The organism is Cryobacterium sp. TMT2-15-1, from assembly GCF_004402345.1.
In the GTDB taxonomy this organism is placed as follows: Bacteria; Actinomycetota; Actinomycetes; order Actinomycetales; family Microbacteriaceae; genus Cryobacterium; species Cryobacterium sandaracinum.
Window position 1 is genome coordinate 34,105 of the sequence record NZ_SOGD01000006.1, and the last position, 22,284, is coordinate 56,388.

Annotated in this window: 24 protein-coding genes, 1 tRNA gene and 2 pseudogenes; 12 read left to right on the top strand and 15 right to left on the bottom strand. The window is 67.5% G+C overall.

What is annotated here, in order from left to right:
- Positions 1 to 13 precede the first annotated feature (13 nt).
- The 13 genes and pseudogenes from E3O62_RS00685 to E3O62_RS00720 form a co-directional block, all read right to left on the bottom strand.
- Positions 14 to 751, bottom strand: a complete 738-nt coding sequence (locus tag E3O62_RS00685; protein WP_134397192.1) for an SRPBCC family protein — start codon at positions 749 to 751, stop codon at positions 14 to 16.
- A complete protein-coding gene (locus E3O62_RS16920; RefSeq protein ID WP_241973228.1) occupies positions 751 to 1,458 on the bottom strand; it encodes a VWA domain-containing protein in 708 nt (235 codons plus the stop codon). The genes E3O62_RS00685 and E3O62_RS16920 overlap by 1 nt, the downstream gene beginning before the upstream one ends.
- Complete coding sequence (locus E3O62_RS17440) at positions 1,389 to 2,786, bottom strand: MoxR family ATPase (protein ID WP_241973229.1); 1,398 nt, start codon at positions 2,784 to 2,786, stop codon at positions 1,389 to 1,391. Before E3O62_RS17440 ends, E3O62_RS16920 begins: the two co-directional genes overlap by 70 nt.
- The gene (locus E3O62_RS00700) at positions 2,783 to 3,328 is read right to left on the bottom strand and encodes an NTP transferase domain-containing protein (protein ID WP_241973238.1); all 546 of its coding nucleotides are present in this window, start codon (positions 3,326 to 3,328) and stop codon (positions 2,783 to 2,785) included. Before E3O62_RS00700 ends, E3O62_RS17440 begins: the two co-directional genes overlap by 4 nt.
- Positions 3,229 to 4,026, bottom strand: coding sequence for an XdhC family protein (locus tag E3O62_RS16440; protein ID WP_241973230.1), 798 nt, complete (start codon positions 4,024 to 4,026; stop codon positions 3,229 to 3,231). The genes E3O62_RS00700 and E3O62_RS16440 overlap by 100 nt, the downstream gene beginning before the upstream one ends.
- Entirely contained in the window at positions 3,939 to 5,354 is a 1,416-nt protein-coding gene (locus E3O62_RS17445) for a molybdopterin cofactor-binding domain-containing protein (RefSeq protein ID WP_370448873.1), read from the bottom strand. The genes E3O62_RS16440 and E3O62_RS17445 overlap by 88 nt, the downstream gene beginning before the upstream one ends.
- Positions 5,355 to 5,360: 6 nt before the next feature.
- Positions 5,361 to 5,918 (bottom strand): annotated as a pseudogene (locus E3O62_RS17450) (molybdopterin cofactor-binding domain-containing protein); the annotation flags it as partial.
- Positions 5,867 to 6,538, bottom strand: a complete 672-nt coding sequence (locus tag E3O62_RS16450; RefSeq protein ID WP_166786384.1) for a xanthine dehydrogenase family protein molybdopterin-binding subunit — start codon at positions 6,536 to 6,538, stop codon at positions 5,867 to 5,869. The gene E3O62_RS16450 and the pseudogene E3O62_RS17450, both read right to left, overlap by 52 nt.
- Positions 6,535 to 6,729 (bottom strand): 2Fe-2S iron-sulfur cluster-binding protein, encoded by a 195-nt coding sequence (locus tag E3O62_RS17455; RefSeq protein ID WP_370448870.1) that lies wholly within the window; start codon positions 6,727 to 6,729, stop codon positions 6,535 to 6,537. The genes E3O62_RS16450 and E3O62_RS17455 overlap by 4 nt, the downstream gene beginning before the upstream one ends.
- Positions 6,726 to 7,040 (bottom strand): (2Fe-2S)-binding protein, encoded by a 315-nt coding sequence (locus tag E3O62_RS17460; RefSeq protein ID WP_370448871.1) that lies wholly within the window; start codon positions 7,038 to 7,040, stop codon positions 6,726 to 6,728. Before E3O62_RS17460 ends, E3O62_RS17455 begins: the two co-directional genes overlap by 4 nt.
- A 4-nt stretch (positions 7,041 to 7,044) precedes the next feature.
- Entirely contained in the window at positions 7,045 to 7,653 is a 609-nt protein-coding gene (locus tag E3O62_RS00715) for a xanthine dehydrogenase family protein subunit M (RefSeq protein ID WP_241973231.1), read from the bottom strand.
- Positions 7,654 to 7,735: 82 nt separating this feature from the next.
- Positions 7,736 to 7,969, bottom strand: a pseudogene (locus tag E3O62_RS16940) (FAD binding domain-containing protein); the annotation flags it as partial.
- Between the two features lie 233 nt (positions 7,970 to 8,202).
- On the bottom strand, positions 8,203 to 8,889 hold the full coding sequence (locus E3O62_RS00720; protein WP_134397198.1) for a TetR/AcrR family transcriptional regulator: 687 nt from the start codon (positions 8,887 to 8,889) through the stop codon (positions 8,203 to 8,205).
- Positions 8,890 to 8,963: 74 nt separating this feature from the next.
- Here E3O62_RS00720 and E3O62_RS00725 point away from each other — a divergent pair, with 74 nt between their 5' ends.
- The 4 genes from E3O62_RS00725 to E3O62_RS00740 all read left to right on the top strand — a co-directional run bounded on the left by E3O62_RS00725 (position 8,964) and on the right by E3O62_RS00740 (position 12,152).
- Positions 8,964 to 9,956 (top strand): nitrilase-related carbon-nitrogen hydrolase, encoded by a 993-nt coding sequence (locus E3O62_RS00725; RefSeq protein ID WP_134397200.1) that lies wholly within the window; start codon positions 8,964 to 8,966, stop codon positions 9,954 to 9,956.
- Positions 9,953 to 10,978, top strand: a complete 1,026-nt coding sequence (locus E3O62_RS00730) for an agmatine/peptidylarginine deiminase (RefSeq protein ID WP_134397202.1) — start codon at positions 9,953 to 9,955, stop codon at positions 10,976 to 10,978. Before E3O62_RS00725 ends, E3O62_RS00730 begins: the two co-directional genes overlap by 4 nt.
- Before the next feature lie 134 nt (positions 10,979 to 11,112).
- Complete coding sequence (locus tag E3O62_RS00735; RefSeq protein ID WP_104102105.1) at positions 11,113 to 11,613, top strand: CarD family transcriptional regulator; 501 nt, start codon at positions 11,113 to 11,115, stop codon at positions 11,611 to 11,613.
- 230 nt (positions 11,614 to 11,843) lie between these two features.
- Entirely contained in the window at positions 11,844 to 12,152 is a 309-nt protein-coding gene (locus E3O62_RS00740; protein ID WP_104102102.1) for a hypothetical protein, read from the top strand.
- A gap of 503 nt (positions 12,153 to 12,655) precedes the next feature.
- On the opposite strand, the gene E3O62_RS00745 is transcribed toward E3O62_RS00740, so the two are convergent.
- A tRNA-Leu gene (locus E3O62_RS00745) sits at positions 12,656 to 12,738 on the bottom strand.
- Positions 12,739 to 12,854: 116 nt separating this feature from the next.
- Here E3O62_RS00745 and E3O62_RS00750 point away from each other — a divergent pair.
- From E3O62_RS00750 to mshC, 3 genes are read left to right on the top strand one after another with little or no spacing between them, the layout of a single operon-like run.
- Positions 12,855 to 14,180, top strand: a complete 1,326-nt coding sequence (locus E3O62_RS00750; RefSeq protein ID WP_134397204.1) for a M20/M25/M40 family metallo-hydrolase — start codon at positions 12,855 to 12,857, stop codon at positions 14,178 to 14,180.
- 18 nt (positions 14,181 to 14,198) lie between these two features.
- Positions 14,199 to 15,053 carry an undecaprenyl-diphosphate phosphatase gene (locus E3O62_RS00755; RefSeq protein WP_134395556.1) on the top strand — a complete coding sequence of 285 codons (855 nt, stop codon included), beginning with the start codon at positions 14,199 to 14,201 and terminating at the stop codon, positions 15,051 to 15,053.
- Between the two features lie 13 nt (positions 15,054 to 15,066).
- On the top strand, positions 15,067 to 16,347 hold the full coding sequence (mshC, locus tag E3O62_RS00760) for a cysteine--1-D-myo-inosityl 2-amino-2-deoxy-alpha-D-glucopyranoside ligase (protein WP_134395557.1): 1,281 nt from the start codon (positions 15,067 to 15,069) through the stop codon (positions 16,345 to 16,347).
- Here the strand turns inward: mshC and E3O62_RS00765 are convergent.
- On the bottom strand, positions 16,344 to 17,288 hold the full coding sequence (locus tag E3O62_RS00765; RefSeq protein ID WP_241973232.1) for a proteasome assembly chaperone family protein: 945 nt from the start codon (positions 17,286 to 17,288) through the stop codon (positions 16,344 to 16,346). The genes mshC and E3O62_RS00765 overlap by 4 nt on opposite strands.
- Positions 17,289 to 17,384: 96 nt before the next feature.
- Between E3O62_RS00765 and E3O62_RS00770 the strand changes: the two genes are divergently transcribed.
- The 5 genes from E3O62_RS00770 to E3O62_RS00790 all read left to right on the top strand — a co-directional run bounded on the left by E3O62_RS00770 (position 17,385) and on the right by E3O62_RS00790 (position 22,283).
- A complete protein-coding gene (locus E3O62_RS00770; RefSeq protein WP_134397256.1) occupies positions 17,385 to 18,089 on the top strand; it encodes an HAD family phosphatase in 705 nt (234 codons plus the stop codon).
- Positions 18,090 to 18,114: 25 nt separating this feature from the next.
- Positions 18,115 to 19,146: a tRNA (adenine-N1)-methyltransferase gene (locus E3O62_RS00775; RefSeq protein WP_134397207.1), complete on the top strand. Its 1,032-nt coding sequence runs from the start codon at positions 18,115 to 18,117 to the stop codon at positions 19,144 to 19,146.
- An 80-nt stretch (positions 19,147 to 19,226) separates the two neighbouring features.
- Positions 19,227 to 20,195 carry an FKBP-type peptidyl-prolyl cis-trans isomerase gene (locus E3O62_RS00780; RefSeq protein WP_134397209.1) on the top strand — a complete coding sequence of 323 codons (969 nt, stop codon included), beginning with the start codon at positions 19,227 to 19,229 and terminating at the stop codon, positions 20,193 to 20,195.
- A gap of 34 nt (positions 20,196 to 20,229) precedes the next feature.
- Positions 20,230 to 21,291: a YafY family protein gene (locus tag E3O62_RS00785; RefSeq protein WP_241973233.1), complete on the top strand. Its 1,062-nt coding sequence runs from the start codon at positions 20,230 to 20,232 to the stop codon at positions 21,289 to 21,291.
- Positions 21,288 to 22,283, top strand: coding sequence for a YafY family protein (locus E3O62_RS00790; RefSeq protein ID WP_134397211.1), 996 nt, complete (start codon positions 21,288 to 21,290; stop codon positions 22,281 to 22,283). The genes E3O62_RS00785 and E3O62_RS00790 overlap by 4 nt, the downstream gene beginning before the upstream one ends.
- Position 22,284 lies beyond the last annotated feature (1 nt).

A 22,284-nucleotide genomic window follows, 5' to 3' on the forward strand; every position in this document is an offset into this window, starting at 1 on the left:
CGCTCATCCGAGTCTACCGACCGCCGGCGCGGCGGCCGATCCGATAGGCGACAAACGCCACCGCGGCGATCACGCCGAGCAGCCTGGGCAGGCTGCTGAGCTGATCCATCACGATGCCCTTGGCCAGATCGAGGGCGTTCAGGCTGGTCTCGGCGCCCGGCCGCGGCGCTCGGGAGGCAGGCGCCGTCGTGAGGGGCCCGGCCGGCGGTGCGGCGGGCAGAGCCGTCGCGGTTCCCGACCCACCGACGGTGTCGGCGGTCTGCCCGGTTGTAACCCCCGCAGCAGGCACCGCCGGATCCGGAGCCGGAGCCGTGACCATGGCCTGCAGGTTCTCGGCGAAGAGGGCCATCATCTGGTCCGTGACGCTGCCGATGATGCTGCGCCCCATCGCGGCCACCTTGCCGGAGAGCGCCACATCGGCACTGACCGTGCCCTGAGTCTCGCCGTCCGCCTCGACGAGCGTGAGGGTGGCCGTACCCTGCGCCGTGCCTTGACCGCGGGTCTCCTGAGCACGCCCCTCGAACACGGCGCGGTGCGCGGTCGCATCGCGTTCGAGAACGGTCATCTGACCTCTGTACTGCATGGTCACCGGACCCAGTTTCACTTTCATTCCGACCTGATAGGCGTCATCCGAAAGCTTGTTCAGCACCTGTGCCCCCGGAACGCAGCCGGCGACACGCTCGAAGTCCATCAGAGTCTTCCACACCTCGTCGATCGGTGCGACGACGGAGAACGTGCCGTTGATGTCCATTATCGGGCCCTCGTATTCTCGTGTGGGTCCGAACGGTCGGCGCGAATCGCCGCCGCCACTTCTGCCAGGGCCGCATAGCTGTGCCCGCTGACGAACGCGTCGACAAAGGGCAACGCGGCCGCCATTCCGCCCACCACCGGCTGGTAGTCCAAAGCGACCTTCCTGGGGTTGACCCAGATGATGCGGTAGGCCAAGCGCCGCAGGCGGGCCATCTGGGCGTGCACCGATTCCGGGTCGTCCAGCGCCCACCCGTCCGAGATGATCACGACGACGGCCCCGCGGGCGAGGCCACGTCGACCCCAGGCATCCGTGAAATGGCGGATGCTCTCTGCCAGCCTGGTGCCACCCGCCCAGTCCTGGGTGCTGGCGGCAGCCCGTGCCAGAGCCTGGTCCGGGTCGCGCACCGCGAGCTGACGGGTCAGCCGGGTCAATCCGGTCGAGAAGATGAAGGCCTCGGCCTCGGCCCCCGCGACCGCGCCCTGCAGGAGCGACAGGTACACCCGCGTGTACGGCTCCATCGACCCGGACACATCGCACAGCAGGATCAAACGGCGCACCAGGCGACGCATCTGGGCGACCTCGTCCGGAGCTAATTCGGTGAAAGACATCTGGTGCAGGCGCTCCTCGTCCGCCGCCGTCACCAGGATCGTTTCCCGCTCCGGCGCATCCGTGTCAGTGTCCCCGGAATCGTCCCCGCCCGGAGCCATGCCCGGCGCCTGAGGCAGCGGCGCCTGGTCCGCCGCGATCGCCGGCCGCTGGTGGGTCGCGGTCGGCCGGGTGCGTGGTTCGGAGCCGATTGACGGCGGAGCGTTCTGGTCACCGCGGAAGTCGGCCGGGTCGAGGGTGCCGGCGAACACGGCGTCGAATACCGCGTCGAACACGGGTACCTGTTCCCGGGCGGAGACCAGAACCACCCGGCACGTCCAGTACAGCGGCTCTCGCTCGTGCGGCGGAACCAGCCGGAGGGCCTCCGCCAGTCGAGCGGATCGGTCCGGGGAACTCGGGACGCCCGCTCGGCGCAGCGCCGTGCTGAACCCGACCGCCAGTGCGGCCGCTTCGACGTGGGAACGGCCCGCCCCGACGTGATCAATGCTCCGGAGGCCCAGTGACCCCCGGTCAGCCATGATCGCCCACCAGCCACACGGCGCCTGCCGACCGCCAGGTCAAGGTCGTCGCGGTTCTTCAGAATCGACCCCCAGGTCTGATCCACGCGGCCGGGGTCGAGTTTGTCGACGCCGAGCACGGTCAGCGCCGAGACCCAGTCGATGGCCTCGGCGACGCCGGGCGGCTTCGCCAGGTCCAGCGAGCGCAGCCGCGTGATGGCCGACGCCGCCTGCAGTGCGATCTGTGCGCCGCTCTCCGGCACCCTGCAGCGCACGATCTCCGCGATCCGCTGCGGCGTCGGGTAGTCGATCCAGTGGTACAGGCAGCGCCGGGTCAGGGCGTCGTGCAGGTCGCGGGTGCGGTTGGACGTCAGGATCACGATCGGTGGATGCGTAGCCCGCACCGTGCCCAGCTCCGGGATCGTTACGGCCGCCTCGGCCAGCAGCTCGAAGGTGAACGCCTCGAATTCGGCATCCGCCCGGTCGATCTCATCGAGGAGAAGCACCGCCGGACGCGGACCCTGGTGCTCGATCGCCTGCAGCAGGGGGCGGCGCAGCAGGTATTCCGGGCCGAACAGCTCCGTCTCGGCCAGGCTGGCCTGGCGGGCCTCGGCCAGCCTGATCCCCAGCAGTTGGCGCGGATAGTTCCACTCGTAGAGGGCCTCGCCCGAGTCAATGCCCTCATAGCACTGGAGCCGGAACAGGGGAGTGTCGAGCACCCGGGCCAGCGCCTTGGCTGCCTCGGTCTTGCCGACCCCCGGCTCACCCTCCAGCAGGATGGGTTGCGGCAGGCGCACCGCCAGGAATAGAGCCGTGGCGAGGCCCTCGTCGGCCAGGTAGTCGACCTCGTCCAGTGCGCCCAGCAGGGCGGGCACGTCCGGGATCATTCGGCGAACGTCGTCTTCCGCTCCCGTGCGGGCGGCGCCGGTCACCGTAACTTCCTTAATGCGGCGAGCGCCCGCTCGTAGTCCACCTCGGTGTCGATGTCCGGGGGCATCGGGCCCGCCACGACGACCTCGCACACCTCGGCGGCACGCTGCTCGAGGAGCCTCCAGAACGCCTTGTCGCCGTGGAGCCGGGCCAGGTCCGGCAGTACCGTCCGGTCGACGGCGAACGGATGCCCCACGCCGTCGTCGTAGCGGCACACGGCGAGGTGCGAGGCGCCCCGGCCGTGCACCAGACGGCGCACGGTCTCCGGGCTCACGCCGGGCTGATCGCCGAGCAGGAGCACCAGCACGTCGGTCTCCGGGTGCAGCGCCGGGATGGCCGCTGCGATCGACGAGGAGCAGCCGGAGCCGAACGCGGGGTTGCCGACCACGTCACAGTTGCGGGTGTCGACGCTCTGGCGCACGGCCTGCTTCCCACCGCCGAGGGTCAGCACGATCTGGTGGAGCCCGCAGGCCCGTGCCGTCCTGAGGACGGCGTCCAGGAGGACCCCGTCGCCGTAGGGCAGGAGCTGCCTAGGTCGGCCCAGGCGGCGCGAGGCCCCGGCGGCCAGGACCAACCCCGCGATGCGCGGCTCAGGAGGCGACGACATATTTGCTCCGGATCGGCGAGGAAGCTGCGCCGGCAGGACTCCGAGCAGAAGTAGAGGGTTTTCCCGTCGCGCGGGACCCGCGGCGCCGCGTCCCCGATGGCGACGGACATGCCGCATACCGGGTCAACCGCAACCGCAACCGCAACCTCAACCTCAACCTCAACCTCAACCGGGCCAGTGGCGGTCGTCGCCGCCGCAGGCCGCTTGGCCCTCTCGGCGACGAGCTGCGCCAGGATGGACAGCGCGATCTCGGCGGGGGAGCGGGCGCCCAACTGCAGTCCGGCCGGACTGTGCACGTGCGCACGCTGTTCCTCCGAAACGTTGAGGGAGGCCAGCACGACTGCCCCCCGGGCGTGGCTGGCGACGAGAGCGATATAGGGCACCTCGGCTCTCAGGGCGGCCTCCAGGGCAGGCTCTTCGTCACGCCCGTGCGAGGCCACGATCAGCGCCGCGTCGTCCGACCGAGGCGTCGCGTCTGCTCCCACCGTGAGGTGCATGTCAAGACCGAGCGGGCCACCCATCGCCACCAGGGCGTGCGCCACCGGCGTCATTCCGACGACCAATATCCGGGGTGCCGGCACGGACGGCTCGAGGAAGATCTCGATGGCCCCGCCGCTGAGGCACGGGTTGGACACCTGCACGGCTCCCCCTCACGGACATAGGATGGCTCGCCCGCCACAACGCGCAGTAGGAGAGGCTCGTGGGAGGCCAGGCTCTTCAGACCGTATTCCCGCACCGACGCCTGAACGCAGGCGCCGCCGACAAATCCCTCCAGAGTGCCGTCCGCCAGCAGCAGACCGGTGTCCCCGGCCTGGGCGCTTGTCGGATGTTGGGCACGCACCACTGTGGCGCGCACGAACGGTTCCCGGTTTCCGGGCGGCGACCCCACGGTGGCGGACTCGCCGATACCCTTCGCTCCGATCGGGTGGTGCGGCGATGGGGTCACGGTGAACCCGGTTTCCCAATCCGGCACCTCCAGGGCCGTGGGGATGAGGTAGTCCATGAAGGTGCCGCCGAGGTTGTTGCCCTCTTTGTCGAACTCAATGAACTGCATCAGGGCCATACCGACCCCATCGGTAAGACCACCGTGCACCTGCCCCTCGATGATCATCGGGTTGATCCGGGTGCTGCAGTCGTCAACGGCGATGAACCGGCGTACCTTGACGTGGCCGGTACCGGGGTCGACGTCGACCACGCAGAAGTAGGCGCCGAAGGGGAAGGTCAGGTTTGGGGGATCGTAGGTGACCTCGGCATCCAGGTTGCCGTCGATCCCTTCCGGCAGGGTGACGGTTCCGTGCGCGCCCATCGCGATTTCCGCCATGGTCTTGCCGATGCTCGGGTCGCCCTTGACGAACCAGCGTCCCTTCTCCCACTCGAGGTCCTCGGGCCGGGTTTCGAGCATGGCGGCGGCGATGAACTTCGCCTTCTCCCGCACCTTGCGGGCGACGAGGGCCACGGCGGCGGCGCTGACCGGGGTCGACCTGCTGCCGTAGGTGCCCAGGCCGAAGGGGGTCTGGTCGGTGTCGCCGTGCACGACGTCGATGTCTTCCGGCGGGATGCCGATCTCTTCGGCCACGATCTGGGCGAAGGTCGTCTCATGGCCCTGCCCCTGGCTCTGCACGGAGATCCGCACGACGGCCTTGCCGGCGGGATGGATTCGCAGCTCGGCGCCGTCCGCCATGCCCAAGCCGACGATGTCCATGTGCTTGCGCGGCCCGGCACCCACGGTCTCGGTGAAGAACGAGATTCCGATCCCCATCAACTCGCCGCGAGCGCGCTTCTCCTGCTGTTCGCGCCGAAGGTCGTCGTAGCCGGCCATCTGCATCGACTTGCGCAGCGCCTGCTCGTAGTTGCCGGAGTCGTACTCCCACCCCGTCTTGTTCTTGTACGGGAACTGTTCGGGCTTGATCAGGTTCTTCAGCCGCAGTTCCGCGGGGTCCATCTCCAGCTTCCGGGCCAGCATGTCCACAAGCCGTTCGACCAGGTAGACCGCCTCGGTGACCCGGAAGGAACAGGCGTAGGCGACTCCGCCCAGAGCCTTGTTGGTGTACACGCCGGTCACCTTGCAGTGCGCGGCCTGCAGGTCGTATCTTCCGGTGAAGATGTGGAAGAATCCGGCCGGGTACTTCGAGGGTTACGCCGTGGCATTGAAGGCGCCGTGGTCCGCGAGCACGGTCGACCGCACCGCGAGGATCTTGCCGTCCTTCGTGGCGGCGATTTCGCCCTGCAAGATGTAGTCGCGGGCAAAGGAGGTGCTCATCAGGTTCTCGGAGCGGTTCTCCATCCACTTCACCGGCCGCCCGGTGACGATCGACCCGACAACGGCGAGGATGTAGCCCGGGTAGATGCCGACCTTGTTGCCGAAGCCGCCGCCGATGTCGGGGGAGACGATGCGGATCTTGTGTTCAGGGATGCCCGAGACGATCGCGAACAGGGTTCGGTGCGCGTGCGGGGCCTGACTGGTCTCATACAGAGTCAGCGCGCCCTCGATCGGCTCATAGTCGGCGACGGCCCCGCAGGTCTCCATCGGTGCCGGATGCACGCGAGGTAGACCATCTCCTGGGACACGACGACGTCCGCCGAGGCGAACACCGCCTCGGTCTCGGCCGCGTTGCCGGCCTCCCAGTCGAAGATGTGATTGTCGGTGCGGCCCTCGATGTCGTCGCGGATGACCGGGGTACCGGGGTTCAGCGCCGTGCGTACGTCGATGACCGGCGGCAGCACGTCGTAGTCGACCTCGATGAGTTCGAGTGCGTCGCGCGCGGCGTAGCGGTCCTCGGCGATCACGAAAGCGACTTCCTGCCCCTGGAAACGCACCTTGTCGGTGGCGAGCACCGCCTGCACGTCGGCGGAGAGGGTCGGAGCCCAGGCGAGCTTGAGGCCGAGCAGGTCCTGGCCGGTGATCACGGCCACGACACCCGGGTGGGCCAGCGCGGCGCTCGTGTCGATCGACACCAGCCGGGCGTGCGCCACGGGGGAGCGCAGAATGGCGCCGTGCAACATCCCGGGCAGCACGATGTCATCAACGTAGTGCCCCTTGCCCCGCACGAAGCGGGGGTCCTCCTTGCGCTGGATACGGCCGTAGCCGATCGGGCGGTTGTCGTCTCCGGCCGCCGGGTTCGCGGCCCGCTCCTCGATGATGGTCATGCCGTTACCTCTTCTTCCGCGGTCTCGTCCAACCCGTCCTGCGCCGTGGGATCGGCCGCGGCCCACTGCACCGAGCGCACGATCGTCGCGTAGCCGGTGCACCGGCACATCTGGCCGGAGATCGCCTCGCGGATTTCGCCCTCGTCCGGATGCGGGTTGTGGTCCAGCAGGGCCCGCGCGGTGAGCATCATCCCAGGCGTGCAGAACCCGCACTGGAGGCCGTGCTCCTCCATGAACCCTGCTGCACGGGATCGAGCGTGGCCCCGGTGGCGAGCCCCTCGACCGTGGTCACGGAGTGGCCGTCGGCCATCGCCGCGAGCACCGTGCAGGATTTTACCGGCTGGCCGTCCATGAGCACGACGCAGGTTCCGCAGTTGGAGGTGTCGCATCCCCAGTGCGTGCCGGTCAGCCGCAGCGGGTCGCGAATAAAGTGAACAAGCAACACCCTCGGTTCGATCTCTTCGGTGATGTCGGTGCCGTTGATGGTCATGCTGATCTGCATGGACTTAGCCTTCCTGTGCTTCGCCGGCGCGAGCAGCCGCGCGGCGCAGCACCCGGCGGGTGAGTTCGTCGGCAAGGTGCCGCTTGTAGTCGATGGGGCCCCGCTGGTCGGTGACCGGGTCGCTCGCCAACGCGGCGAGCCGCCCGGCCTCCACGAACAGGTCTTCCCGCGGATGCTGGCCGCGCAACATGTCCTCGGCCTCGGCGACCGTGCCCGCCACACCGACGGCGGTGAGGCCGATGGTGACGTCGTCCATCGTTCCGTCGATGGCCAGGGAGATCGCCGCTCCCGCCGCCACGACCGCCCAGTCACCGACCCGCCGTTCAACCTTCTCGTAGGCACTTCCCGAGCGTGCACGGATCGGGAAGCGCGCCTCGACGAGGAGTTCGTTGTGCGCCACGGCGGTCTCGTAAGCACCACGGTGGAAGTCGTGCATGCTGAGTACGCGCTCGCCGCCGGGCCCGCGCACGACCGCTTCCGCCCGCAGAACCTTGCAGACCGTGGAGAGATCTTCGGCCGGGTCGGCCTGGCAGAGCGACCCGCCGATCGTGCCACGGTTGCGCACGGTCGGATCCGCAATCACGCGCTCCGCGTCGGCGACGATCGGAAACAAGCGGGAAATCTCGGGGGGACGCCAGCAGTGTCGCGTGACGGGTCATGGCGCCGACCCGCAGCGTGTTGCCGTCGCGCAGCACAAAGTCCAGTTCGAAGAGCTCGTTGATGTCGATCAGCCACTCGGGTATGGCCAGACGGAGTTTCATCATCGGCAGAAGACTGTGCCCGCCCGCGATGACCCGGGACTCCGGACCGTGGTGCTCGAGTAGGGTGATCGAATGGTCGACCGTGCTGGCGCGCACATAGTCGAAGGACGCTGGAATCTGCACAGGGGCCTCCACCTCGAAAAGGTACCCGGCAACAGCGACAGGCACGGAATTGTGTCACATAGCGCTCCGGGGCCGCCGGGTTGTCAACGCGAATCGGGACGGCTCCGGGCCGCCGGGGAGTCGGCCGCCGGAAACGACCGTCCCGCAGCGGAGTACGTCGCGGGTTCAGTGGCGGTCCCGCAACGAAAAAGGCCCCGGCGACGAATCGCCGGGGCCTCATGCACTGTCTCAACCAGCGCTCGTCCGTGCACAGCAGAACCGTGACCGGAAGTCTGTCTCTAGCATACAGGCACGGTAATCGATGCCGGGGGAGGGTCAGGTTCGGGTCGGCGGCCGGAGTCGTCCCCGGGCCCGAGGGCCCCGGAGCGCAGCCCCAGTTCGTGTTCGGCGACGGTGCGAACGAGACCGCGCAGCCGCTGCGCATGGCCGTAGCGCACGATGGCGTGCGCGTTCAGCCCGTCGATGATCGCCAAAAGCTGCCAGGCGACGGCGTCCGGGTCGATCGCCCGGAATTCACCGCGCGCGCAGCCGGTGTTCAGCAGGACGGCCAGGAACGCCTGCCAGGCGTCCATCTGAACGCCCACCTCCACGGCGAGCGCAGGGTGGCGTCGGCCGAGGCTCCAGGCATCGAGCCAGACCGCGGTCACGGTGCTACGTGCGGGTCCGAGCAGAGTGTCGATCAGCGTCTGCAGGGCCGCCACGGATGTCTCGCAGGGCGCCAGCTCCTCCGCCACCTCGCCGATCTCGGCGGCCACGATCGCCCCGAAAGTGGAGGCCACCAAGGAGTCCATGCTCGGCTGGTAGTGACTGACCAGGGCCGGGGTCACCCCGATCCGGGAGGCGACCGCACGCAGTGTGAGGGCCGACAATCCCTCGTCAAGGGCGATCTCCCGGGCGGCGCGAGCGATTTCCGCTGCCCGCTCGATCGGTGCTTTGCGCCGCGATGCACTCGGATCGGTTGACATGAAACCTGAGTCTATATATCTTTAGCCAACGGTTATTGATCAAGTGATCAATTATTCCACAGGGAGGTCACGTCATGCTCTTGATCAACGCGCCCGGCATCGCCGAACCGCTGACCCGCACGTCGGACGAGGCCGGGCCGCCGCTCCGGGTCGGGCTCGTGCAGCACCGCTGGCACGTCGACGAAAACGCGCTGCGCGCGGAGCTGGCCGAGGGCATCCGTCTGGCCTCCGAGCAGGGTGCCCGCGTCGCCTTCCTGCCCGAGCTGACGCTGCGCAAATACCCCGGCAACGCACGGGCACAGGGTGTGCCGAAGCTAGCGGCCGAGGACCTGCTGACCGGACCGACCTTCGCCTTCGCGGCTGAGCAGGCCGAAGTGCACGGCATCGTCGTGCACGCCTCCCTCTACGAGAGACCGGACGCAGAGGATGCACCGGAGGACCCGCGCGGTTACAACACGGCCATCCTGGTCTCGCCGACCGGTCGGCTGCTCGGTCGCACGCGGAAACTGCACATCCCGGTCACCGAGGGCTACTACGAAGACACCTGGTTCCGACCGGGCCCAGCCGAGGACGCGTATCCCGTCTATGCGCCCGAGGAACTGGGCGGTGCCCGGATCGGGCTGCCCACCTGCTGGGACGAATGGTTCCCCGAGGTGTCGCGGCTGTACGGCCTCGGCGGCGCCCAGCTGCTGGTCTATCCCACGGCGATCGGCTCGGAGCCCGGCTTCCCGACGTTCGACACCCAGCCCCTCTGGCGGCAGGTGATCGTGGCCAACGGGATCACCAGCGGCCTCTTCATGGTGGTGCCCAATCGTCACGGCGACGAGGGCGACCTGACCTTTTACGGCTCCTCTTTCATTTCTGACCCCTACGGTCGTGTGCTCGTGCAGGCTCCCCGTAACGAGTCCGCGGTGCTGGTTGCCGACCTCGACCTGGCACAACGGGAGGAGTGGCTCACGCTGTTTCCCTTCCTGGCCACACGACGGCCGGACAGCTATGCGGGGCTGACCACGCCGGTCGACCCGGCTCATCCGTTCGGTGCGATGGCGACGTCGGGGGAGTCGTGACCTGGCTGATGCCGGCGGAGACCGCGCCGCAGGACCGGGTCTGGATGGCATTCCCGGTGGACGGCTACACGCTCGGCACGGATGCGCATTCCGCCGACGAGGCGCGCGGAACCTGGACCGCGGTTGCCCACGCGGTCCTCGAATTCGAACCCGTCACCATGGTCGTCGACCCGGCCGAGGTGGCGACCGCTCGGCGGTACCTCTCCGCGGAGATCGAAATCATCGAGTCACCACTTGACGACGCCTGGATGCGCGACATCGGCCCGACCTTCGTGCTGGGCGATGACGGGCAGCTGGGGGCGGTGGACTGGGCATTCAACGGTTGGGGTGCCCAGGACTGGGCGCGCTGGGGCAAAGACGCGGAGGTAGGCAGGCTCGTCACCGCCGCCTCTGGCGCGAGTGTGATCTCCTCGGTGCTCGTGAACGAGGGCGGCGGCATTCACGTCGACGGCGCGGGAACGGTGCTGGCCACCCAGACCGTTCAACTGGATCCGGGTCGGAACCCCTACGTAGACCGAGCGAGGATCGAGGCCGAGTTCGCCCGCACCCTCGGGGCCACCCGCCTGGTCTGGCTGCCGCGCGGCCTGACCCGGGACCAGCAGCGCTACGGAACCCGCGGCCACGTCGATATGGTGGCCACCCTCCCGTCGCCCGGAACGATGTTGATGCACGCGCAAAACGACCCGGCCCATCCGGACTATGCAGTGACCAGGCAGCTCCGCGCCGTGCTCGCCGAGGAGACGGATGCCGCGGGCCGGCCGTTCACCATCGTCGACCTGCCGGCACCGGCCGCACTCACGGACGAGGACGGCTTCGTGGACTACAACTACGTCAATCACCTCGTCGTCAACGGCGGCGTGATCGCCTGCGGCTTCGGCGAGGAACGGGCCGACCAGGTCGCCCGGGAGATCCTGGCCGCGGCTTATCCGGGCCGAACGGTCGTGTCGGTCGAGGCGCGGCCGTTGTTCGCGCGCGGCGGCGGCATCCACTGCATCACCCAGCAGCAGCCATCGGCCGGCTAGTACGCCGCGCCGCGCTTGCTGTCGCAAGGTGAACGTTCAGGGGACTGTGGCACGATTGACAGGTTGGCCACCGGGAATTCGGCTAGTCGGCGCCACCGGGACGCCGCATGCAGCACGATCTGAATCGAGTCAGTTTGAAGTTCATCGTTGGGGAAACCCTCGTCTATCCGCACCACGGTGCGGTCACCCTTACCGAGCTCTCCACCATAACCCTGAAGGGCGTCGCCCAGCCGGCGATGACGCTGCGCGTGCATTCGTCGCAGCTCACCATCCAACTTCCCATCGCGAACGCGGGGCTTGTCGGAGTGCGTGACGTCATCGATGCCGCTGGGCTGGAAGAGGTCTACAAGGTTCTGCGCGAGCCGTTCACGGAGGAAGCAACGAACTGGAGCCGCCGGTTCAAAGCGAATCAAGAAAAGATGGCGAGTGACAGCGTGACGCGCGTCGCCGAAGTCGTCAGGGACCTGTGGCGCCGCGAGCAGGACGGCGGCGTGTCCGCCGGAGAGAAGCGGATGCTCGCCAAATCCCGTCAACTCCTGGAGTCTGAGCTGGCGCTGGCACTCGGCACATCGCCGGAAGACACCGTCCTGGCTTTGGACGAGGTTCTCTCCGGGGCCCTCACCGAAGCGGTCTAGCACCGCTTGGCGGTTCGACGCCCACGCGAGCCACCGCCACGACGACGTGTCGGATGTGGATCTTGGCCTGCCTGGGGGGAACGAGCGGTTCACGCCGTCATGCTTGGCTTTCCGCATGTGTCTTCCGCCCGTTGTCCAGATAGCCGCCGAGGAGTATCTTCCGCAAAGGTGGGGCGGGACGCTGGCTCACCCGATGCCAGGCGGGTCGTCCCTTGTTGAGAGGATTACTCATGAAACGCATGGTACTGGGGTGCGTTGTCGCACTCGGACTTGTTTTCGTCGGCGCCACTTCGGCTCAGGCTGGCGAGACCAGTGGCAATGGCAGTCCGGTCCCGGGCGCAACGAACGCGAGTTCGGCGTGCGCCTATTCGGGCCGGGACCTCCCCGATGCTGAGGAGAACCAGCCGCCCCAATTCAACGACGATTTCGTCACGGACGGGCGCGTGCAGAGCTACGGGCGGTTCGTCAGCCACGGCTTCAAGGATCTGGTACCCAGCCCGGGCGAAGCCTGCCGCGGCAACGTGACGTTTGAGGAATAGGCTGCCAAGCCGCGACCTCGGGCAACTGCGAGCACAGCCCCGACGATCTTCCCTCGGTCGCTGACCTCTGGTCGCGACGCGGCCGGTCAGGGGATGATCATGATCGTGAGGGCTTCGTGGTTGCCCCTGTCACGGTTGGCGACGGGGACTGTGTCGAGGTTCACCGTGCGGTCGAGGACCCTCCGGGAGTGACGGTCCCGTCGAGGATCGCCGGCATGAGGTGTGCACTGTGGGCGCGCACGGGAGAGGGGCCGATGACCGCATGACAGATAGTGGCATCAACCAGTTCTCCAGTAGCGATCGCCTGCGGGAAAAGCGGGCGGCGCCGAGCATGTCGGCGGTGAGGCTGCCGCCGGCGGACGTCCGATACGGGGCGATGGCGAGGAGACTACGTTCAAGCCGGAGACACGTTCGACCATAAAAAAAATAGGCCGCGCAACCAGTATCGATTGTCGCGACCTATTTCCATGTGACGAGTCGGAAGGATCCGAATCTCATTTCTGTGCCCGAGGGGGGACTTGAACCCCCACGCCCATAAGGGCACTAGCACCTCAAGCTAGCGCGTCTGCCATTCCGCCACCCGGGCCGAGTGTTTCAGCGGCCGTTCCCGGCCGCCGAATAAATAATCTAGCACGGATTTCGAGGCCCTCCAGCCGCGCCCACCGTCGCCGGGCGGCGGCAAGGCCCGGTAGCGTGACACGCATGCTTTCCTCTGCTGACAACACACCGGCCGACGCTGCACTGGACCTCACGGCCACGATCGCTCGCGACCTCATCCGTTTCGACACGACCAACTATGGCGAGGGCCGTTCGAACGGCGAAACGGATGCCGCCGAGTACGTCGAGGCGAACCTGCGGTCTCTCGGCCTCGCCCCGCAGCTGTTCGATTCAGAACCGGGCCGCACGAGTGTCGTCGTGCGCGTTCCGGGTCGCGACAGCAGCCGCGGAGCGCTGGTGGTCCACGGCCACCTCGACGTCGTTCCCGCTGACCCGGAGGCCTGGTCGGTGGACCCGTTCGCCGGCGTGATCAAGGACGGCCTCCTGTGGGGTCGCGGAGCCGTTGACATGAAGAACATGGACGCCATGATGCTCGCGGCGCTCCAGAACATCCTCGGCTCCGGCCAGGAACCGGCTCGTGAACTCATCGTGGCGTTCTTCGCCGACGAGGAGGCCGGGGGAGTGCTCGGCTCGCACTACCTCGTCGACACCCGCCCGGAGCTCTTCCAGGGCGCCACCGAGGCCATCAGCGAGGTCGGGGGCTACTCGATCACGCTCGGCGGTCAGCGTGCCTACCTGCTCCAGACGGGTGAGAAGGCGCTGATCTGGATCAAGCTTGTGGCGCGGGGCGAGGCGGCCCACGGGTCCCGGCTGATCCAGAGCAACGCCGTGACCCGGCTCGCCGAGGCTGTCGCCAAGGTCGGCCGGCGTGAGTGGCCGATCCGCCTGACCGAGACCACCACCCAGCTGTTGGCGGAGCTGGCACGGGTGCTCGACGTCGACCCCCAACGTGTCGGTCCCGACGAGCTGGCCCTCGCCACTGGCACGGCATCGGGCTTCATCCAAGCGAGCCTGCGCACCACGACCAATCCCACCGTTCTGCACGCCGGGTACAAGCACAACGTCATCCCGGACCGGGCGGAGGCGCTCATCGACATCCGCACCCTGCCCGGAGACGAGGAATCCGTACTCGCCGAAGTGGCAGCGCTGGTCGGCCCCGACATCGAGATCGTGATCATGCACCGCGACATCGGTCTCGAAACAGAATTCGGCGGGCCCCTCGTCGACGCGGTCGTCGAGACTCTCGGCCGACACGATCCGGGCGCTCCCGTGCTGCCCTACCTGCTCTCCGCCGGCACGGACAACAAGGCCCTCAGTACTCTCGGGATCAAGGGTTACGGTTTCGCCCCGCTCAAGCTCCCCGCCGACCTCGATTTCCCGGCGATGTTCCACGGGGTCGACGAACGGGTGCCTCTCGACGCGTTAGTGTTTGGCAGGCAGGTCCTGACCGACCTGCTCTCGAACTATTGATCAGCAAAAGGGCACTTCGTGAATTTCATCGACGCACTCATCCTGGGACTCGTGCAGGGACTGACCGAATTCCTCCCGGTTTCCTCCAGCGCCCACATCCGTATCGTCGGGGAATTCCTGGGGACCGGAGATGACCCGGGAGCCCGCTTCACCGCGATCATCCAGATCGGTACCGAGGCTGCCGTGGTGATCTTCTTCTGGCACGATATCGTGCGCATCATCGGTCAGTGGTCCAAGTCCCTCGTCGGCAAGGTTCCGCGCGCGGACCCGGACGCGCGGATGGGCTGGCTGATCATCCTCGGATCACTGCCCATCGTGGCGCTCGGCCTGCTCTTCCAGGACCAGATCGAGTCCTCGCTCCGCAACCTATGGATTACCGCCAGCGTGCTGATCGGCTTCGGCGTCCTGCTCGGAATCGCCGACTACGTCGGGGCCAAGCGCCGCCGGCTGGGCGACCTCACCGTTCCCCATGGCATCGTCTACGGCTTCGCCCAGGCCCTCGCGTTGATCCCCGGCGTATCCCGTTCGGGAGGCACGATCACCGCCGGCCTGTTCATGGGGTACGAGCGCGCCGCCGCCGCCCGCTACGCGTTCCTGCTCGCCATCCCGGCCGTTCTCGGCAGCGGGCTGTTCCAGGTGTACAAAGCGATCGCCAAGCCGTGTCTGGAGGGTGCGACAAACTGCACCCCGGAGATTTTCGGCCCGTGGGATACCCTGGCGGCCACGGTCGTCGGCTTCGTCGTCGCCCTGTTCGTGATCAAGTTCTTCATGAGCTACATCTCCAGACGTAGCTTCCTGCCGTTCGTGATCTACCGCATCGTGCTCGGCCTCATGCTGATCGGCCTGCTGGTGACGAACACCATCTCCGCCTAGTTAGGCTGGGACGATGCGTGCCTGGCAACGACCCGAAATTCCGCAACTCCCCGGTCAGTCCGGCGCACCCTGGCTGCACGACACCGCCACCGCGGCCCTGATCGAGGCCAAACCCCAAGACGTCGCCCGGCTGTACGTGTGTGGGATCACCCCCTACGACGCCACGCACCTCGGCCATGCGGCCACCTATTTGGCCTTCGACACCCTGCAGCGGGTCTGGCTGGACGGCGGCTACCGGGTGCACTATGCCCAGAACGTGACGGATGTCGACGACCCGCTCCTCGAGCGAGCGGCCGCCACCGGCGTCGACTGGGAGGTTCTCGCCGAGTCGCAGGTGGACCTCTTCCGCACCGACATGGAGGCACTAGGGATCATCCCGCCGAACGACTATGTCGCCGTCACCGAGGTCATCGACGAGATTGCGGATGCCGTGGCCCAGCTCTGGGACGCCGGCCTCGCGTACCCGGTCCCCATGGACGCGGCCGCCGCAGGCGCGCCCGAGCCGACGGAGGCGGCCGGTTCCGACATCTACTTCGACATCGAGGCCGCGCAGCGCGCAACCTCGTGGACGCTCGGCGACGAGAGCAATCTCGACTCCGAGGCCATGCTCACCCTGTTCTCCGAACGCGGGGGAGACCCGGCCCGTCCCGGCAAGCGGGATGTCCTCGACCCGTTGCTCTGGCGCTCGGCCCGCCCCGGGGAACCGTCCTGGGCGTCGCGCGTCGGCGCCGGCCGTCCGGGCTGGCACATCGAGTGTTCGGTCATCGCACTGAAGGAACTCGGCACGGACTTCACGGTGCAGGGCGGCGGCAGCGATCTGATCTTCCCGCACCACGACATGAGTGCGGGGCACGCGGCAGCCCTATCCGGGCATCCGCTTGCCGGCGTCTACAGCCACACCGGCATGGTGGCCTATCAGGGCGAGAAGATGAGCAAGTCGCTCGGAAATCTGGTGCTCGTGTCCAAACTGCGCACCGCGGGAACCGACCCGCGAGCAATCCGCCTGGCCCTGCTCGACCAGCACTACCGCACCGACTGGGAGTGGACGAACGCGCACCTTCGAGTGGCGGAGGCCCGCCTCGCGGCCTGGACCGCGGCCTTCGGGGCAGCGGGCACGGCCGGAACCATCGACACGCACGCGATTATCGAACGGCTGCGGGCTGCCCTCGCCGCCGACCTTGACACCCCGGGCGCGCTGGCGGTCGTTGATGCCGCCGCAGCAGACTCCGACAGAGTCGACGAGCCGGCACTGCTGGCCCGAGCGGTCGACGCGCTGCTCGGCGTGGCTCTTTAGGGCTGCCGGGGCGAGTCGGTCGGCGGGCGCCCCTCGCCGGGGCCGTCCCGGCCATCGCCGCGCTTACGCAGGTATTTCTCGAATTCCTGGGCGATAGCTTCGCCGCTGGCTTCCGGGGAATCGACCGTGTCGCGAGCCTGTTCGAGCTGCCCGATATAGGCCGCCATCTCGTCGTCCTCGGCCGCCAGCGTGTCGATGCCGCTCTGCCATTCATCGGCCTCGCTCACCAGGTCGCCGCGCGGGATGACGACGTCGATGATCTCCTCGAGCTTGTCGATCAACGCCAGCATCGCCTTCGGCGACGGCGCGTTGTGCACGTAGTGGGGAACGGATGCCCAGATCGACAGGGTCGGAATGCCGACCTCCTCCGCGGCGATCGCGAGCACGCTCAGGATGCCGACGGGGCCTTCGTAGGTGCTGCGCTCAACCTGAAGTTCGGCCCGTACCTGCGGGTTGTCGCTGGAGACGAAGATGGAGATAGGCCGGGTGTGGGGAACATCGGCCAGCATCGCCCCGAGGAAGACGATGCCGCCGACATCCGCGGCGAGGGCGGCGTCGAGGATCTCTGCGGCGAATCCCTTCCAACTGCGAGACGGTTCCGTTCCAAGGAGCAGATAGATGTTTCCGGCGTTCGTGCCGCTGACGCGCAGCTGCGCGTCGTCGGCCAGGGGAGCCCCGGCCTCGGCGGGGGTCGTCGGTCCGTAGAGTACGGCACCCGGCCACTCCAGTTTGCGCCGGCCGTCTTCGCCGCCGGCCGAAATGGTGGGCCGGTTGAACTGATAATCGAAGTAGATCTCTGGGTCGATTTCTATGACCGGGGAGACATCCAGCAGATCCTTCAGGGTGCCCACGGCGCCGGTCGCCGCCTCGCCGGCGTCGTTCCAACCCTCGAACGCCACCACCAGGAGGCGACCGTTGAGGAACCCATTAGCCTCTGTCACTGTCTGAAACCTCTTTCGACGGGGTGCCCCGCACGGCGCACCATCCATCAAGGATAGGCGGTGCCCCTACACTTGAACTCCGTGAACGCGATCCGAATCAATTCCCCCCTGCCTGCGGCCGTGCTCTGGGACATGGACGGCACCATCGTGGACTCCGAGCCGTACTGGATGCAGGCCGAGACGGAACTGGTCGAGTCCTTCGGCGGCGTCTGGTCCCACAGCGACGCCATGCTGCTGGTCGGCTCCGGTCTCGAGGGTTCCGCGGTCATCCTGCAGGATCGGGGCGTCGACCTGGCCGGCGACGCCATCGTGCACCGGCTCACGAGCCGGGTCCAGGAACTCCTGAGAACCTGCGGTGCCCCGTGGCGGCCCGGCGCGCTCGAACTGCTCGCCGAGCTCAAGACCGCCGGCGTCCCCATGGCGCTGGTCACCATGTCGCAGCAGCGGATGGCGCGACAGATCGCCGAACTTGTCGGATTCACCGCCTTCGACACCATTATCGCCGGCGATATGGTCACGCACAGCAAGCCGCATCCAGAGGCTTACCTGACGGCCGCCGGGCTGCTCGGCGTCGACCCCGAGCACTGCATCGCGGTCGAGGATTCCGTTCCGGGGATCGCGGCCGCCGTGGCATCCGGGGCAGTCGTCGTCGGCATCCCGCATATGGTGCCCCTACCCGAGAGCGCGCACTACGATCTCTGGCCGACCCTCGCCGGTCGCACTCTTCACGGTTTCACCTCGCTGTACACTGCCCGTCGCGGATCCCTCGGCCGCAGGCCGGCCCCGACCGACCCACACTGACCCAGAGCAAGGACATAACCCACGCATGAGCGACAACCAGGTCATCCAAAACAGCGGCCCCTTCCGGATCGGCGACCGGGTACAGCTGACCGGACCCAAGAACAAACTGAACACGATCACCCTGGAACCAGGCAAGGTCTTCCACACCCACCGGGGAATTTTGGCGCACGATGACGTCATCGGTGTCCCGGACGGCTCGGTCGTCACGAACAACGTCGGCGTGGAGCACCTCGCCTTACGGCCGTTGCTGAACGACTTCGTTATGTCGATGCCGCGCGGTGCTGCCATCATCTATCCCAAGGATGCCGCCCAGATCATCGCGCAGGCCGATATATTCCCGGGGGCGACTGTGGTGGAGGCCGGCGTCGGTTCCGGCGCCCTGTCGCTCTGGCTGCTGCGCGCCATCGGCCCCGCCGGGAGGCTGGCCTCATTCGAACGCCGCAGCGAGTTCGCGGATGTCGCGCGTGACAATATCGCGACCTTTCTCGGGTCTGATCCCGCCAACTGGAGCATCACGCTCGGCGACCTCGCCGATACCCTGCCCGACACGATGCCGGCTCAGAGCGTGGACCGGGTCGTGCTCGACATGCTCGCGCCCTGGGAGTGCCTGGGCTCTGTTTCGGACGCGCTCAAGCCCGGCGGAGTGCTGCTCTGCTACGTGGCCACGGTGACCCAGCTCTCGCGGGTGGCCGAGGCCATCCGTGCGACCGGTCTCTACACGAACCCGGACTCGAACGAGACCATGGTTCGCGGGTGGCACGTCGAGGGTCTCGCCGTGCGGCCCGATCACCGGATGATCGGGCACACGGGTTTCCTGATCACGGCCCGCCGTCTCGCCCCGGACACGATTCTTCCCGAATTGAAGCGCCGTCCGTCGAAGACCGACTTCTCCGATGCCGATGTGGAGGCCTGGACCCCGGGCGCGCTCGGCGAACGCAGTGTCAGCTCGAAGGTCATGCGCAAGCGCGTGCGGATGGCCGAGACAGGCGCGGCCATCTCGAAGGCTCGCGGGCTCGACGCGGGCGAACCAGACGACGTCGCACCCAACGCCCGTTAGAATTGGGATCGGCCTGCCATCCGGCCCCGAATTTGCCCCTGTCCCGCACAATCACCTGCCCCACACTGAAATGAGATCCCGTGCGTAGAGCTCCTGCACTCATCGCTTCCGCTGGCCTGGTGGTCGCGGTCCTCACCGGCTGCAGCACCCCCGTCGACGCCGCAGACTGCCAGGCGCCGGTCACGAAGGGGGCGGCGTCGAAGCTCGTGTCGGTGTCGGGAGAATTCGGCTCCGCGCCGACGGTGGACTTCCCGACCCCGCTCAAGACGGACACCACCCAGGCCAGTGCGATCATCGCCGGCACGGGTGCCGGTCTCGTCCCGGATCAGCTGGTCAAGCTTGACCTCAGCCTCTACAACGGTACGACGGGTGCGTTGATCAGCGCGGGCGAGTACGACGGGGTCAACCAGGCCAGCATCGTCCTGGACGACGAGCAGTCGCTCCCGGGCCTGGCGATGGGCCTGGAGTGCGCCCAGGTCGGATCCCGGCTGGCTCTCATCGTCTCCCCGGACGACGGGCTCGGTCCGGCCGGCGGAGACCCCAACAGTGGCATCGGCGCCGACGACTCGCTGGTCTTCGTGATCGACGTCGTGCGAGCCAACCTGCTCCGGGCCAACGGCGCCAACCAGCCGGTCGCGAGCGGGCTTCCGTCCGTTGTCCTTGCGACTGATGGAACCCCCGGCCTCACCATTCCGTCGAGTGAGCCGCCGACCGAGCTACAGATCGGCGTCCTCAAGAAGGGCAATGGCAAGCAGGTCCCGGAAGGCGACACTGCGACCCTGCACTACACGGGCGTGCTCTGGAACGAGAACACGGTCTTCGATTCCAGCTGGCAGACCGGGAAACCGGCCGAGTTCCTGATCGTGGACGGTTCCAAGACCGAGGGCGGGCTGATTCCCGGGTTCGCCCAGGCCATCATCGGGCAGACCGTCGGTTCGCAGGTAATCGCCGTCATCCCGGCCGATCAGGCTTACGGTGATGAGGCCTCGCAGAAGATCCCCGCAGGCTCAACGCTCGTGTTCGTCATCGATATCCTCGGCGTGAACTAAGTCTCGGCCTGCAAGCGGCGGATAGACTCGCAGCGTGCCGTCCACCATTGAAAAGAACAGCCGTGTTTCGGTAGAAGAACGCCTGTTCAGCCTGGTACTTGCGCTCATCGCAACGGAAGTCGGGTTGACCAAGGCCGATATTCTGTCCACCGTGCAGGGGTACCGCCAGCGCTACCTCCCCGGCGGCGACAACGCGAGCCTGGAGCGGCAGTTCGAACGAGACAAAGACGACATCCGCGAACTGGGCATTCCGCTCGAGGTGGTTGAGCCGCCGGACGATCCCGGAAGCAACCACCATTTGCGCTACCGCATCCCCAAGGGACTCTACGAGCTTCCGGTGGACGTGACTTTCAGCCCGGACGAGCTCATGCTGCTGAAGCTAGCCGCGACGGTCTGGCGGGAGGGCTCCCTGTCTGCGGAGTCCAGGCGTGCGATGACGAAACTGCATGCGCTGGGCATCGACTCGAGCGATCCCGTGCTCGGTTACTCGCCGTCCCTGCGCGTGCGGGAGGCGTCCTTCGAACCGCTCAGCAAGGCAATGGATCGCGGTCAGGTTGTCGCATTCCTCTATCTGAAGCCCGGCGAGGCGGCGGCGCGCCGCCGTCAGGTCGAGCCCCGCGCCATGGTGTTGCACGACGGACGATGGCACCTGTTCGGCACCGACCAGGATGCTGCGGCAACCCGCACGTACCTGCTCTCCCGGATCGTGGGCCCGGTGGTGACGGTCCCCGGAGCTTCGTTCGTGGCGCACGGTGACGGTCAGGGGCAGGAAGCGCTCAGCGAGCTCGAGGCGCTGTGGACCGCCAACATCGCCGTGATCGCCGCCCGGCCGGGCAGCGATGCCGCGGTGAGACTGTCGAAGCGAGACGCTTCGGGAGAGATTCGAACGAACGCGGACGCATCCGCTCTGCACCTGAACTTCACCGATCTCAACGTGTTCGCCGACGAGCTCGCCGGCTACGGCCCGGAGGTTCTGGTGCACTCGCCCGCGGCCCTGCGCACAGCGGTCCGGTCCCGCCTGATCACCGTGCGGGATGCCCACACCGATTTCGATCTGAATGCGCACCCGGACACCACGACGGCGGCCGACGAATGAACGGCGATCCGGCACTCGGAGCATCCGACAAACTGACCTTCCTCCTGGCGCTGGTTCCCTTCCTGATGGACCATGACCGCATCAGCGTGACCGACGTCGCCGAGCACTTCGGGGTGTCGCCTGACCGGGTGCGCGACGCGGTCAACCTCATCGCGGTTTCCGGCATCCCCGGGGAAACCCGCCAGTACCTGCACGGCGACCTGTTCGATATCCATTGGGACGAGTTCGAAACAAACGACCTCATCGTGCTCACCCACCTCGTGGCCATCGACGACTCGCCGCGCTTCTCCGCCCGAGAAGCCGCCGCGCTGATCGCCGGCCTGCAATACCTGTCCTCGCTACCGGAGAATGCGGACGTCGACGCGATCGCGTCGCTGATGGCGAAACTCACCCGCAGCGCCTCAGCGGCTCCCAGCCAAGTTGCCGTTGCCGGCACGGATGCCCGCAGCAGCATCGCGGTCGTGCAGGCCGCGGTCCGCGGCGGAGTACAGATCGAGTTCGACTACCTGAATGCCCGCGGCGAGAATGAACTGCGCCGGGTCGACCCGTGGCGTATCCAGACTGTGGACCGGGACTGGTACCTGCGCGGCTGGTGCCACCTCCGCGAAGCGGCCCGCACCTTTCGCCTCGACCGCATGAGCGATCTGCACGTGACCGACGTGCCGACCAACCCCCGGTCCGCCGATGCCGTGCCGACCGAGACCCTCTTCGAGGGCTCCGCGTCCGACCAGGATGTGACGGTTGAACTCCCGACGTCTGCCGTTCCGCTGCTCGCGGACTACGCACCATACGGCGCCCCCGGAGCACCCGGGGACAGAGTGCGGAGGACACTCAAAGTGGCTCATTATCACGGCCTCAAACGCCTCGTCAGCGGCCTCGCCGGAGTCGTGGAAGTGGTTGACCCGGCCGAGGCGCGCGCGGTCGTGCGCGAGTGGGCGGCCGCCGGTGTGGCCCGCTACGACGAGTCCGAACCGACAGACGTGGGGGAGTAGA